The 12,345-nt window shown below is 54.0% G+C and carries 14 protein-coding genes; 4 read left to right on the top strand and 10 right to left on the bottom strand.

The genetic code is table 11. The annotated features are described in order from the left end of the window. Window positions 1-133 precede the first annotated feature (133 nt). Together LEP6406_RS0208610 and LEP6406_RS0208605 are read right to left on the bottom strand one after the other, a co-directional pair. Complete coding sequence (locus LEP6406_RS0208610) at window positions 134-514, bottom strand: alr0857 family protein (protein WP_008309168.1); 381 nt, start codon at window positions 512-514, stop codon at window positions 134-136. Between the two features lie 382 nt (window positions 515-896). Continuing rightward, entirely contained in the window at window positions 897-1,139 is a 243-nt protein-coding gene (locus LEP6406_RS0208605) for a hypothetical protein (RefSeq protein ID WP_008309170.1), read from the bottom strand. Window positions 1,140-1,315: 176 nt separating this feature from the next. Here LEP6406_RS0208605 and LEP6406_RS0208600 point away from each other — a divergent pair, with 176 nt between their 5' ends. Further along, on the top strand, window positions 1,316-1,687 hold the full coding sequence (locus LEP6406_RS0208600) for a CopG family ribbon-helix-helix protein (protein WP_008309171.1): 372 nt from the start codon (window positions 1,316-1,318) through the stop codon (window positions 1,685-1,687). A gap of 160 nt (window positions 1,688-1,847) precedes the next feature. On the opposite strand, the gene LEP6406_RS0208595 is transcribed toward LEP6406_RS0208600, so the two are convergent. Further along, complete coding sequence (locus LEP6406_RS0208595; protein WP_008309173.1) at window positions 1,848-2,030, bottom strand: hypothetical protein; 183 nt, start codon at window positions 2,028-2,030, stop codon at window positions 1,848-1,850. A gap of 150 nt (window positions 2,031-2,180) precedes the next feature. Beyond that, window positions 2,181-2,366: a hypothetical protein gene (locus LEP6406_RS0208590; protein WP_027268973.1), complete on the bottom strand. Its 186-nt coding sequence runs from the start codon at window positions 2,364-2,366 to the stop codon at window positions 2,181-2,183. Window positions 2,367-2,649: 283 nt separating this feature from the next. On the opposite strand from LEP6406_RS0208590, the gene LEP6406_RS0208585 reads away from it, so the two are divergent. Together LEP6406_RS0208585 and LEP6406_RS0208580 are read left to right on the top strand one after the other, a co-directional pair. Beyond that, window positions 2,650-3,231 (top strand): SRPBCC family protein, encoded by a 582-nt coding sequence (locus tag LEP6406_RS0208585; protein ID WP_008309176.1) that lies wholly within the window; start codon window positions 2,650-2,652, stop codon window positions 3,229-3,231. Between the two features lie 97 nt (window positions 3,232-3,328). Then, window positions 3,329-3,943, top strand: coding sequence for a chorismate lyase (locus tag LEP6406_RS0208580; protein ID WP_008309178.1), 615 nt, complete (start codon window positions 3,329-3,331; stop codon window positions 3,941-3,943). Window positions 3,944-4,107: 164 nt separating this feature from the next. Here LEP6406_RS0208580 and LEP6406_RS0208575 read toward each other — a convergent pair whose 3' ends face one another. Next, window positions 4,108-5,067, bottom strand: a complete 960-nt coding sequence (locus tag LEP6406_RS0208575) for a cation diffusion facilitator family transporter (protein WP_008309180.1) — start codon at window positions 5,065-5,067, stop codon at window positions 4,108-4,110. 508 nt (window positions 5,068-5,575) lie between these two features. Next, window positions 5,576-5,959 (bottom strand): hypothetical protein, encoded by a 384-nt coding sequence (locus tag LEP6406_RS0208570; protein ID WP_008309182.1) that lies wholly within the window; start codon window positions 5,957-5,959, stop codon window positions 5,576-5,578. Between the two features lie 302 nt (window positions 5,960-6,261). Between LEP6406_RS0208570 and fusA the strand changes: the two genes are divergently transcribed. Then, window positions 6,262-8,355: an elongation factor G gene (gene fusA, locus LEP6406_RS0208565; RefSeq protein WP_027268970.1), complete on the top strand. Its 2,094-nt coding sequence runs from the start codon at window positions 6,262-6,264 to the stop codon at window positions 8,353-8,355. 137 nt (window positions 8,356-8,492) lie between these two features. On the opposite strand, the gene LEP6406_RS0208560 is transcribed toward fusA, so the two are convergent. Genes LEP6406_RS0208560 through LEP6406_RS27170 form a run of 4 tightly spaced genes read right to left on the bottom strand, consistent with a single transcriptional unit; the run spans window position 8,493 to window position 12,296 of the window. Further along, a complete protein-coding gene (locus tag LEP6406_RS0208560; RefSeq protein WP_008309187.1) occupies window positions 8,493-9,362 on the bottom strand; it encodes an RAMP superfamily CRISPR-associated protein in 870 nt (289 codons plus the stop codon). Further along, entirely contained in the window at window positions 9,362-9,802 is a 441-nt protein-coding gene (locus LEP6406_RS0208555) for a hypothetical protein (RefSeq protein ID WP_008309188.1), read from the bottom strand. Before LEP6406_RS0208555 ends, LEP6406_RS0208560 begins: the two co-directional genes overlap by 1 nt. Continuing rightward, complete coding sequence (gene cmr4 / locus LEP6406_RS0208550) at window positions 9,799-10,767, bottom strand: type III-B CRISPR module RAMP protein Cmr4 (RefSeq protein ID WP_008309190.1); 969 nt, start codon at window positions 10,765-10,767, stop codon at window positions 9,799-9,801. Before cmr4 ends, LEP6406_RS0208555 begins: the two co-directional genes overlap by 4 nt. Before the next feature lie 11 nt (window positions 10,768-10,778). Then, window positions 10,779-12,296: a hypothetical protein gene (locus LEP6406_RS27170; RefSeq protein ID WP_225886465.1), complete on the bottom strand. Its 1,518-nt coding sequence runs from the start codon at window positions 12,294-12,296 to the stop codon at window positions 10,779-10,781. Between the last annotated feature and the right edge of the window lie 49 nt (window positions 12,297-12,345).

The following is a 12,345-nucleotide window of genomic DNA, read 5'->3' as shown; positions in this document are numbered from 1 at the left end:
AAGAGGCTAGGGAGAGGGGCCAAGGTGTGCCACGATAGAACGGTTAGATTACTTCCGCCGCCCAGTACTAAGACGTGTGGACAATTAACGAACATCCTTTAGTTATTTGACCGTATATCTGACCGCAGATTCCTTAGGACCGTCCGAGAGCAGGACAAGATACATGGCGCTGGGTGAGGAGCCATAGATACAACAGTCGTTGCTCTAGACCTCTACTCAGTTCCGCTACAAAGACGCCCTCATCTTGGTCGGTGTCTTCCGCAATCCAGAGACCTCGCAGAGTCACTTCAACCCAATCGAGATCGCAGGGCGTCAGACTGATTTCGCTAAAGCGATGCAGGCTTTGCAATCCCGGTAGATTAGCGGGGAGAGGGATGCTGGCTCCGCTGGGCTGCACCACCACAGGACAGCGGCTACGGGCGTAGAGCCCCACTCGATCGGCCAGCAGGGTTTCGAGGGGTTCGTGCAGGCATTCTAGGGAAAGCCCCGTATCGGTAAAGGTAACTTTCAACATGGACGGTACCTGAAAAAGAAAGTGGAATCAGCGCGCTAGAACATGGCAAAACTGGAATGCCCCAGGAACGCCCCAGCGGGACATTAGGGTGGGAGCCGGGGAAATAGGGTACAGATCCGGCCATCAACAACGGCGGGCCGAGTGCTCCTGGCCAATGTCGTGCAACAGGGGGCGCGCAACAGGGGCCGCACAACAGGGGCGAGTAGAAGCAAAACCCGGTGAACAGAGGACTACGGCAAGCCCCCCAATTTGCCAGGATTTCTGAACAACCCAAAGACAAACGCGGAACGATTTCGCCCCGCCGTCGCCGCAATATTGACTGCAAACCCGCAATCCTAGGGGCCAGCCCCAGAAGGGTATGCGTAGGGAAAAATAGGGAAGATTAACCCAGTTGCAACTGCAAATGGGTGAGCTGCCGGTGTCGATACCACCAATCAGGCCGATAGCAATCGCTACCCCTCAGGTGGCCTCCCATAAGCTGGGGTTTGAACCCACCGAGCACGTGCCCTAGGCTGCGATAGCCTAGGCCAGTTGTGAACCCTGCCCCGATCGGTGCCCCTAGGGGAAGATCGCCAGCGATCGCGCCTGTGAAGTGATTTTGGATGCTGGTGAACTGATCGGGCATGGTTTCAGTCTCCTTTGAGCCCCTTCTGAAGTTGGGCAGTGGCTCGGCACTGTTACATTCTCTCGACAGTATTACACTCGTAGTATGGGTCTGTCTAGACTATTGGCGGGCTTTATGATTTCTTGTAATACAAGTCTATTCCCTAATCCTGTTCACTCCTGGAGATGTTGATTCCGATGCCCACCCTGCCTCGTCTATCCACCACTGAAATGGAAGTCACCAGCATTCGCTTGGAGAAAGACCTCAAGGAACGCTTGAAGGCGATCGCGGGTAGTCGAGGGTATCAAGCATTGATTCGGGATGTGCTGTGGACCTATGTGGATCAGCAGGTAGGACAGTGTAGCGCCACTCTCAACCGCAACAACATCCGCGCCACGATTCCCGCAACAGCGGAACGGCTAGAATACTGCGCTCTGACCGGAACTGCGATCGCACCCCAAGCCCCCATGCTTTTGGGCCTAACGCCCCAAGGAGCCCTAGTTCCCCTCTGTTGCGACAGCTTAAAGACGGACTCTAATACCCTTCACGCTGTGGAAGAAGATCGCTGAGGGCGCAAAGGCGCTGTTAATTGTTCCCACGCCCTAGTCTGCGTAGGTTGGGTGAAATGAAATGGAACCCAACAGGAACCCAACAGACAGGTGGGTAGCATCCTGTTGTTGGGTTCCGCTAGCGCTGCACCCAACCTACAAATTGAGGCTTGACAGAGCACTAGCGCATCCGCTGGAGACTGGTGAACACCGCCGACCCGACGGTGCAGAGCAGCAAAATCCACAACACCAAACCGGGTAAAAAGGCGAGGAGGCTGAGTCCCCGGAGTGTCCAAACCAAGACGGTAATTGCTAAAAAGCCCAAAAATACTTGACTTGCAGGGGAAGGCCGTCTCCATGTCATCGTTGCAGTCTCTCCTTGAGAGTAGAGATCAAAAAGAGTTAGAGATCAAAAAGAGTAGAGATCAAATAACGTGGGATAGCCGTCCCGGCTGTCCACGGTCAGGCAAGATGCCTAGGCCACAAGAATTGAATTACTAAGGATCCGGGTGCCTTAGCGCCGCACGCCGCCCAGAATGCCGATGCCAATAGCGGCCAGAACCATGGCCCAGATCACAAAGCCGGGAATTTGGTTAATCCACCCCACCCCTCGAAGCAAGAGCAGGGCGGCGCTCAGCACCAGCATCACCCCCACAATGTTGAGCAGAATGGTCATGGCCAGGTTAGAATTTCCGCGCATGGGTCCAGCAGCACTGTCTAACGGGGGCGTCCCCATTCTGCCATGGAGCGGGATTTTCGCTACTTTTCCCAGATCAAGTCCCCCATAGCGCACGGGTTGCTTCGCCTCTCCCCATTTCTCCCTAAAAACATCATTTCTTTGCATAGATTGATACAGTCAGGCGATATATTCTGCGCCACCTTGGAAATACTAAGGATGGAGTGTCGGCGCGATGGTCAAAACCCCATCCTTGAGGTGGGTCGCGCCTTGCCCCTTCAGTATCTCCCCTCTGGAGGATATCCCCATGGTTAGTCAAGCCTTATCCCAAAGCGCGATCGCAAGTTGGCAGGGCAATAACCAATATCCCTCTACCCGAGATCGCGATGCCCTGAGTCGGGGGAAAATTCTGGTCACGGCCCAACCCCATGGGTTCACCGGAGGCCACGTCAGTGCCACCCTATCCCTCCGTATTTTCCCAGATGCCCTGTGGCCCCACCTCACCGACTACCCCCGCTGGGTAGACTACTTCCCTGAAATGACCCACAGCGAGGCGATTGCCCCCACCGACCAGGGCCAGCCCCGCATCTATCAGGTGGGGCGGAAATCCATCCTAGGGCTAGGGGCCGAGGTAGAGGTATACCTACGAGTCCAAACCCATCCCCCCCACCGCCTGCAATTTGTCATGGAACGGGGCACCCTAGCGGACTTTACCGCCAGTTTTGCCCTGGCTCCTTGGCGGTTGGGTACCCTGCTCACCTTCACTGTCCAAGCCACACCACTGATTCCCCTACCGGGCTTCTTTGTGGAGCAGAGTATGCGGCGAGAACTCCCCACCAGCCTCGCCCAAATGCGCCGAGTGATTGAAGCCATCGCCCATCCAGCGTGATCCCAGGCCGCTGCATAATCCCAGGAAGCACCCAGGACAGAGGCTTCCGTACTATCATGACAGGGGGAAATAAATTTTTGTAAATCTGTAAACGATTTTGGTTTCCGCTGTCAGCCCCCTCAAAGACGCCGCCCGCCCCGCACCCTGGTATCCCTTGGATATCCTCTGGCAGGGAGGTGAAACGGTAGTGCAGCGGGGACTTCCCCACGATCAACTCTCCCCCCCATGGCAGATGCTCCTGCTAGGAGACGGCTCCCCCACGCGGCACTTGCAACTACTGACCCGCGATCGCACCGAAGTAGACGTGATCGACATGTCCCTGATTGGCATGGATCTAGACAGCGCCCCCGATGTGATCCGCGTCGTCCCCGGCCCTCGGCTACGGCGTCAGGTGTGGCTCCGCACCGCCTCCGGCCAACGGCTAGCCTACGCCACCTCTTGGTGGGAAGCTAGCCACGTAGACGAATATCTGCAAAACCGCGCCCTCCCCATCTGGGCCAACCTAGCTCGACTGAGGACGGAACTGTATCGCGATGTTCAGGGCATCTACTACGGCCACTCCCCCGATCTAGAGCGAGCCTTTGGCCAGCGTGGTCCCTTCTGGGGTCGCCATTATCTGTTTTGGCATCACGGCAGCCCCCTGACCCTGATCTACGAAGTCTTTTCCCCCTACCTCACTCGCTACCTCGGCCCCATGGGCATCGCCCAGTAGAGTCACAACTAAGGGACTTACAGGAAAATAAACTACCCGCCGATCGGGCTTCGACTCCGCTCAGCCCTCGATCACTGAAGGTTGAGCGATGTCGTTCGCGTAGCGTCTCCCGAAGGGAGAAAACCTGGCCACTGGGTAAACTATTAACCCGCAGATCCCTAAAGTCACAACCAATCCGTCTCTGGAGACGGGGTTTGGGGCCAAGGGGTATCGGGTCGCTCCAGATAGGCAGAAGGGGGCGGTTGGGATTCCTCCACCCAAATTTGAGTGCGAATGGGGCCGTACTGGTGGCGCAGAGCAGCATCCACCCGTTCCCCCACCAGATGGGCCACCCCGAGAAACTCCGGATGGACGGCAAGGTGTAGCTCCACCCACACCTGACGCCCCACCAGCCCTCGGGAACGAATGCGGATACAACGGGTCACCCCCTCAACCTGGGTGGCAATGTGGGCTATGGCCTCCGGTGCGATCGCCATCGGTCGCAGCAGCATGGGGACATGGCTATTCAGCACCCGCCACAGACTGCGCACCGCCAGCACCGTGAGAATGGCCGCCAGCAGCGGATCAACCCAGGTCTGATCCTGCCAAATGGCCACAAGTCCTGCCAGAGTCACCCCCGATAGCCAGCCATCCGTCAGCAGGTGGCGGGCATTGAGGGCCAAGGACAGGCTCCCCAAACTGCGGCTGCGATAGTGGACATAGAGGGCCAGTCCCAGGGAACAAACCATGAGGCTCCCGATCAAATACAGCACCGGGCGATCCATCGTGACGGGAAAGGCTGGGCTGCGCTGATTGACAGCGGCCATGCCCTGCTGAAGGGCAGCTAAAAGCAGACTGATGCCCGTGAACCCCAGAAAGGCCACCATCAGTAGACTGCCCACCACCTCAGTGCGACCATGGCCCAGCACCTCTCGCCCCAAAGGCCGCTGAGGGGCAGCGACAGCCACTAGGCTGAGGCCAGTGCCAAAGGCATCAATGAGGGTATGCAGCGCTTCGGCAAGTAGAAGTAAAGATTGGCTGGTCCAGGCCGCGATCGCTTCTACCCCCACCACCAATAGTGTTACCCACAGAGTAGTGAGCAATAGACGATAGCTAATCCGACGATGGGGAATTCCCTCGACCATGGGCGGTGGAGATGGGGGAACACCTAATCCGAGCAACGACCACCCGAAACCTGGATTCCCCCTTCTGAAAGGGTGTCTACAGCACAACTAATGGCGTGACTGTAGCACGATCCGCCCAGGGTATCGTCCCTGGCAGTGCGGCATGGAGATTAAAGTCTCATTTGTAGGGGGTGATGGGGTGATGGGGTGTGAGGGTGTGAGGGTGTGAGGGTGATGGGGTGTGAGGGTGATGGGGTGTGAGGGTGTGAGGGTGTGAGGGTGATGGGGTGTGAGGGTAGGGGTGTGAGGGTAGGGGTGTGAGGGTAGGGGCGCGGTTTCCGCGCCCAATGTAGAATGTCGCCGTAGTTTTGAATTGAATTTCTCGTAGGGTGCATAACGCTAAGGCGTGGCTTCAACAACGCGAAGCAATGCACCGCAGAGATGCCGCGCCCAATGCAGGATGTCGCGGTAGGGGCGCGGTTTCCGCGCCCGATGCAGGGGGGTGACGGCGTTATTTAATTGCACCTCCCTAAGCGGCCTCTGCCTCTAAATCAGCGGGGTCGGGGCGTTGGGAGAGGGCTTTGGCAGAATTAGCGGCTTTGCCCGAGAGAATGCGATCGCGCGTTTCCGACACCTTCAGCGTGTCACACCCCGGAGGGGCGGGAAACACACAGGCCAACTTTGCCGCTAGATTAGGAGAGGCTTCAAAGAGCAGACTTGTAAAGTCATCCGTTTCATGGCGGCTGATCATTCGTGCCTGAAGTTCAAACAGTCGCAATGCCACCAAGGGATATACAGGCCGAGGAATGCCTAATAGCGCCCAGCCCTTCTTGTCCTTAGCACGGCGAAAGCGCACGCTCTCCCAGAGGGGAGAAGCAAAGGAAACCTCACCAGAGGGAATAAGGCTAGCCATGGCCATATCTCACCTAGAAATCACCGCAAAAACCAGTTCATCTTTATTGTAGTTTAGACGTACTGCTTCGCCCAGGGTAGAGCCAGATTCGTCCCTGAACCTTCTGCCCTCTTTCACCTGGGGACTGCAAAGATTTACAATGTGTTAAGCACTGGCGCTGTCGCCACGGCCACAGAAAGCTTGAAGTCATGTTCCGCGTGATTGAGATCCAGTCCGCAATGACTACAAGGGTAGGCCAGCCCATCCTGAGCCACCCCCCAAACGTGGTCACAAACGGTTATCCCACTGAAAGAGACACAGTTATGAAAAAAGACATCACGCGCTATCGCAACATTGGCATCTTCGCGCACGTGGACGCAGGCAAGACGACCACTACTGAGCGGATTCTAAAGCTCACGGGCAAAATTCATAAAATTGGTGAAGTCCATGACGGTGCCGCTACCACCGACTTCATGGAGCAGGAGCAAGAGCGCGGTATTACGATTCAGTCCGCTGCGACCTCTTGTTTTTGGAAAGAGCACCAGCTCAACATTATTGACACCCCCGGTCACGTGGACTTCACGATTGAGGTATACCGCTCTCTGAAGGTGCTGGATGGCGGTATTGGTGTGTTCTGCGGTTCCGGCGGTGTGGAGCCCCAGTCAGAAACCAACTGGCGCTATGCCAACGACTCCAAGGTGGCGCGGATCATCTATGTGAACAAGCTGGACCGCACTGGCGCGGATTTCTTCCGTGTGGTGAAGCAGGTGGAGGAAATCCTCGCTGCCCAACCCTTGGTGATGGTGCTCCCCATCGGCACGGAACTGGAGTTCAAGGGCGTGGTGGATCTGCTCACCCGCAAAGCCTGGATCTGGGATGAGTCTGGGGATCCCCTGAACTATGAGATCACCGATGTCCCCGCTAATATGAAGGATCAGGTGGAGGAGTACCGTGAAGCCCTAGTGGAACTAGCGGTGGAGCAGGACGATGAGGCGATGATGAAGTACCTGGATGGGGAAGAGATCTCCATTGAGGAAATTCAGCGCTGCATCCGCAAGGGCACTCGGGATCTGGTCTTCTTCCCCACTTACTGCGGCTCCTCCTTTAAAAACAAGGGGGTGCAGTTGGTGCTGGATGCGGTGGTCGATTATCTCCCCAACCCGACGGAGGTGAATCCCCAGCCAGAGGTGGATCTAGAGGGGAATGAGACGGGCAAGTTCGCCATTGTGGATCCTGAGAAGCCCCTGCGATCGCTGGCCTTCAAGATCATGGACGACCGCTTTGGAGCCCTCACCTTTACCCGTCTCTACTCCGGCACCCTGAATAAGGGGGACACGATATTGAATACCGCCACGGGTAAAACCGAGCGCATTGGCCGCATTGTGGAAATGCATGCCAACTCTCGGGAAGAGGTGGATTCTGCCCAAGCCGGAGACATCGTGGCCCTAGTGGGTCTGAAAAATGTCCAGACTGGGCATACCCTCTGTGATCCCAAGCAACCCGCGACCCTGGAACCCATGGTCTTTCCCGACCCGGTGATTTCCATCGCCGTCTTCCCCAAGAAAAAGGGGGAAAACGAGAAGATGGGGGCGGCTCTCACCAAGATGGTGCAGGAGGATCCTTCTTTCTATGTGGAAACGGACCAGGAGAGCGGCGAAACCATCATGAAGGGGATGGGGGAACTTCATCTAGACATCAAGGTGGATATTCTGCGTCGTACCTACGGTGTGGAAGTGGAAGTGGGCAAACCTCAGGTGGCCTACCGAGAATCCATTACCAAGGTGCTGCAAGACAGCTACACCCACAAGAAGCAGTCCGGGGGCTCAGGCCAATACGCCAAGATCGACTACATCATCGAACCCGGTGAGGTGGGCTCGAGCTTCCAGTTTGAGTCCAAGGTGACGGGGGGGAATGTGCCTCGGGAATTTTGGCCTGCGGTGCAGAAGGGCTTTGCCACCAGTGTAGATAAGGGTCCCTTGGCGAGTTTCCCGGTGGTGGACCTGAAGGTGACCCTCACCGATGGCGGCTATCACCCGGTGGACTCCTCTGCGATCGCGTTTGAGATTGCGGCTAAGGCGGCCTACCGTCAGTCCCTACCCAAGGCTGGCCCCCAACTGCTGGAGCCGATTATGAAGGTGGATGTCTTTACGCCTGAGGACTACATGGGGGATGTCATCGGCGACCTCAACCGTCGTCGCGGCATGATCCTAGGGCAAGAGGCTGGCCCCACGGGGGTCCGCATCAAGTCTGAAGTACCCCTGAGTGAGATGTTTGGCTACATCGGCGATCTGCGCACCATGTCCTCTGGACGGGGCCAGTTCTCCATGTCCTTCTCCCACTACGCTCCCTGTCCCAAGAATGTGGCGGAAGAGGTGATTGCAGAAACCAAAGAACGCTTGGCTGCTGCTGCTTCCTAGGCCACCTTCCCCTTTCGCTAAATAAAGAACAGCCCGATGGAAAAAGTTCCATCGGGCTGTTCTTTGTAGATTCTTTCTTTCCTTAAAGGGCAACAAACCCCTAGAGAGCTTGCTGACTAAGGGATAGGACGTTAAACCTACGCTGAATGCCAAATACCAAACTTTTCAATCTTGAAGAACTGCGATCGCGCCACGTTACTCCCCGGCACCCAGCAAGGATCAGCAAACTTTTCGACATGCTGTCCAGCCTGGTTAGCCACCTTCCATTCACGACCCACTAACGGTTCAATCTCACCCGTTGCTGATACCTCTGCTGCTGAAGTGTGGGCTAACAGTCGCGTTGTCTCGACGAGCGCGTGTTCCTCGTTGTCGATAAAAACCGCCCGTCCACCAAACAAATGATGATCCCCTATCCCTAGTGGGTTCACCTCACCACATTTGACATCACCCCAGCCATAGCCCCGCTCCCCCCCCATTTGTAAACGTTGACAGGCATCTTGCCACTGGAGGTCACAGCCTTCTTTCTCAAACACGTAGCCCACCAGATAAACCTGTTCGCCCTGGTCTAACGTGCGTGGTGAGAGAAACTCTACTTCATGGAGTAACCCTTCATCGACTGCTTGTTGGGGATAGGCCAGGGCAGTGCTGGTGTAGCTGCTGAGAAAACGCCGACGAAACTGACTTTCGTTATCCCAGGGAAAGGGAATTTCATAATCTGGATGATTATTTTGATTCTCTTCTGAGTGACTTTTTTTAGGCTTTGCGATCGCTGGATAGAAATAGGTGAACGCTAAGTGGCTATTTACCTGATCTCCAAAAGTCTTGTACTGCTTAGAATCGGTTGCCGATCCACTGGTTGCATCACGAGTAAGCCGCAGCGTGAGTGCGCCCCAAAATACTCGTCCAGTCACATAGGAGCGGGTGCGCTGCACGTTGCCCACTTTGCCGCAGCCAATGTGCATGGGAGATTTGAGCTTAAACACTACGCGATAAGCTGCCCAAGGCATTACTGTTTTTCCTCCGCTTGCCCATTCTCTGGCTCTGCATCTTTCCGCGCCTTTGCCCCATAGCGGGCATAAATTAGCATCTGCTCTAATGTTTCTTTCGTTAACAAAAGTCGCTCTAGATCTTGAGTTACATAATCGGTAATATGCTTCAGAGCAACATCAGGAGATAAATCGGTTTTGTTATCTTTCGCTGGTTTCTTCCAGCCAAATCCTAATTCTTCAAGCAGATCCAGCATCTGTTCAATAATTTTCTTACCCGATTCCTTTTCTTTTGCTAGCAAGTAAAGAAAGCAGGCATATACGCCATCTTCTTGCAGTACACCCAATGCTTTAGTAACCGTATTTTCTATGTCTTTCGGCTTGCTATCTTCCGTGTTAACAATTACTACTTGGGCATATTTCGCAGCGAGGCGATCGAGGTTTATCGGCGTATCATTCATGGGTTGTCTCCGTTGCTAGCAAACGTTACCTCTGCTGGCTCACCAACGACTGCCATTCGTCCAAACCCGCGTGTGCCCAGACCCCCTACACCTAGCCACTCGATCATACGAAATCCTGATTTCACTACATCCAATGAATCATTCCAGGAATCTTCCCCTGGTAATGTTTTCGTGATCTCAGGAAATGCGTGACGGTAATCATCTAGCACCACCTCTGCGATGAGAAATGTGGCACGAGGAATGGCTTCGTAGGTAAACAGTGCGCCATCTTCGGCTGCTCCAGTTTCAGGGTTGATCGCCACCGATGTCCGCACTTCCAGATTGCTGTTCACGATTTGGCTAAAGAGGGAATCTTGCACAAGAACAATTCTCTTGACAGCCTGATAGCGTGGTTCATTTTGCCAATCTGAGGGTGCCGTTATCGTTGCCTGCCCTGCAACACCCAACATCAACCAACCCAAATTAAGCGGATCAGTACGCTGCCAATTCAATACTGCTTGGTTAGTATTCCAAGAATTAGGCAGAGTGCTGACGGTAAAGCCTGCATCCTCTAACCGCTCCACCGTACTCACCCACACTGGCCCCACCATTGAATGCACGGGAAACAGCAACACATAGGCATCAAAGATATTTACTACACCAGAATAAGCAACTTCTTTCTTTTTGGGTTTTGATGGATCGTCACCACTCCCTGAATTCAAATAGCCAAAGGTGTAACAAACTGGATTCGTTTCAGGGTCAGTAATACCTTTTTGATCTTGCCCTGCGGCTTCTGGAGTTCCATACATTTGGGCGGCATAGGATCGTGCGGCTCCATGCAAACTAGTGCCGGGAATTTTGGGAATTTTGGTGCCCGGTTCGCGCACGATGCTGTTGTCTACCCGTCCCAGGCGATAGCCACCAGTGCCAATATGCACGGGGTCGAGGGTCATAAATAGGTAGCGTTGCCGTTTATAGGTTGCCATAGGTGTTTTCCTTACCGCTCTTTTAAAATTTCCATATACAAGTCTGCCAGATCAGCCAGTTCGCCCCGCACTCCAGCTTGAATAAGTTGCTGACGCTCCCCCTCAGAAAAATCTCGCCATTTCTTATTTTTCGGCCATGCGGCATTGGCGAGTGTGTCAGCGACGAATTGCTGAAATACTGGATCCATAAGGAATTCCTGCTCATTTTGCCCATGCCAGGTTTCGCGGATCGCCTCAATGGTGTGAATCACCTGATGGCGTTGGGAGGTTTCCAGAGTTTTTAGAATTCCCCAAAGTTTCTCAAAGCGATCGAGGTCTTCTAGATAAAAAGGACGGGTGTGACGGGAACGGCGACCGTTTTCGTCGTAGTAAATCTCAAAGCGACGGGCAGTGCTATCGAGAAATTCAAAGTCGAAGGTGGAGGGGGTAAAGTAAATCTGATCGCCCTCCTTCAAATCTGCGGCATGAACTAGCCAACAGGGGATTGTTTCGCCCGGTCGCTGACTTTTGATTGCCCTTTGCCGTCCATTGACTTGGTTATCATCACCATTCGTTTCTAGAAAGACATAGGGATACCAATTATCAGGTGTGTTGCCATCTCCCATTTTGGTGGGAACGTGCCAAGTAATAGTGCGATCGGGAAGTGACTCCTTTGGAGTATCGCCCTGAGTCAATGTCAGAGTAATAGTCTCATCGAATTGCTTTGTACCCTTAGCCAGTTCCTTCTTCTCATCGGATAGTTGTTCCTGAGTCTTTGACTGTACCTGCCAGAGTTGCTGATTATCGGGTGATTTGTAGCTCAACATCTGCCGCCCAGCATCCAGAGCCGATCGCAGAGGAGTACGACGCTGAAAATATACAACACCAAGGTGTAAGGGAAGGCGATTGCGAACTTTGCCCATCTCCTGCTCATACTTGGTTTGGATCGCCTTGACCCCTTCCAGCGATTTGTCTGCTGGAACCAATACCATGAAGGTACGTGGTTCAGCCAGGATGGGAATAGCGGTTGAGTAAGCAACATCTTGGTGATCTGTTTTAACAATGCGTCGATCTTTCAGTAAATTTTTATTTCGCTCACCTACTAATGCATCAGAACTACTTAATCTTGGCGATTTACTGGTTTTGACAAACTCTGCCTGCACATAATCTTCGACAAAGATTGCCGCCGTCGCCGGGTTAGTGAATATCTCTTTCTCAGCTTTAAGCTGACGGGCAACGTAGCCGAGATTATCCGTTGAAATCAAGTAGCCACCACTACCGTCATCTTGGATCGGATACCAGGCTACGCTGAGTATTGTCGCTCCTAGCTCCAGTTCATAGACATGAAAAGGAGCAAGATTCGGCACTGGGTCAAGATAGAGAAGCAAACGCTGACGAGAATCAGTTAGAGAGTGTTTGAAATCAGCTTTCACAGCCTGCCAAAATTGGCGGGTCGTTTCCCAAATTCGTCGAATTCGGCTAAAAGATGGATTCTTGACCACACCCCCTGAACCAGAACCAGGAGAATTTAGAACGAGAGATTGAACCAATTGACCACTCAACCAATCATTTAGATCAAACTGACCTGTAATGAGAGCA

The sequence above is a fragment of the Leptolyngbya sp. PCC 6406 genome (assembly GCF_000332095.2).
Lineage (GTDB): Bacteria > Cyanobacteriota > Cyanobacteriia > Phormidesmidales > Phormidesmidaceae > PCC-6406.
This window is presented reverse-complemented; position numbering and strand designations above follow the sequence as displayed.

Bases quoted from the DNA above. Each gene is read 5' to 3' on its own strand.
- LEP6406_RS0208610 (WP_008309168.1), bottom strand. From the start codon at position 514: ATGTTGAAAGTTACCTTTACCGATACGGGGCTTTCCCTAGAATGCCTG.
- LEP6406_RS0208605 (WP_008309170.1), bottom strand. From the start codon at position 1,139: ATGCCCGATCAGTTCACCAGCATCCAAAATCACTTCACAGGCGCGATC.
- LEP6406_RS0208600 (WP_008309171.1), top strand. From the start codon at position 1,316: ATGCCCACCCTGCCTCGTCTATCCACCACTGAAATGGAAGTCACCAGC.
- LEP6406_RS0208595 (WP_008309173.1), bottom strand. From the start codon at position 2,030: ATGACATGGAGACGGCCTTCCCCTGCAAGTCAAGTATTTTTGGGCTTT.
- LEP6406_RS0208590 (WP_027268973.1), bottom strand. From the start codon at position 2,366: ATGCGCGGAAATTCTAACCTGGCCATGACCATTCTGCTCAACATTGTG.
- LEP6406_RS0208585 (WP_008309176.1), top strand. From the start codon at position 2,650: ATGGTTAGTCAAGCCTTATCCCAAAGCGCGATCGCAAGTTGGCAGGGC.
- LEP6406_RS0208575 (WP_008309180.1), bottom strand. From the start codon at position 5,067: ATGGTCGAGGGAATTCCCCATCGTCGGATTAGCTATCGTCTATTGCTC.
- LEP6406_RS0208570 (WP_008309182.1), bottom strand. From the start codon at position 5,959: ATGGCTAGCCTTATTCCCTCTGGTGAGGTTTCCTTTGCTTCTCCCCTC.
- fusA (WP_027268970.1), top strand. From the start codon at position 6,262: ATGAAAAAAGACATCACGCGCTATCGCAACATTGGCATCTTCGCGCAC.
- LEP6406_RS0208560 (WP_008309187.1), bottom strand. From the start codon at position 9,362: ATGCCTTGGGCAGCTTATCGCGTAGTGTTTAAGCTCAAATCTCCCATG.
- LEP6406_RS0208555 (WP_008309188.1), bottom strand. From the start codon at position 9,802: ATGAATGATACGCCGATAAACCTCGATCGCCTCGCTGCGAAATATGCC.
- cmr4 (WP_008309190.1), bottom strand. From the start codon at position 10,767: ATGGCAACCTATAAACGGCAACGCTACCTATTTATGACCCTCGACCCC.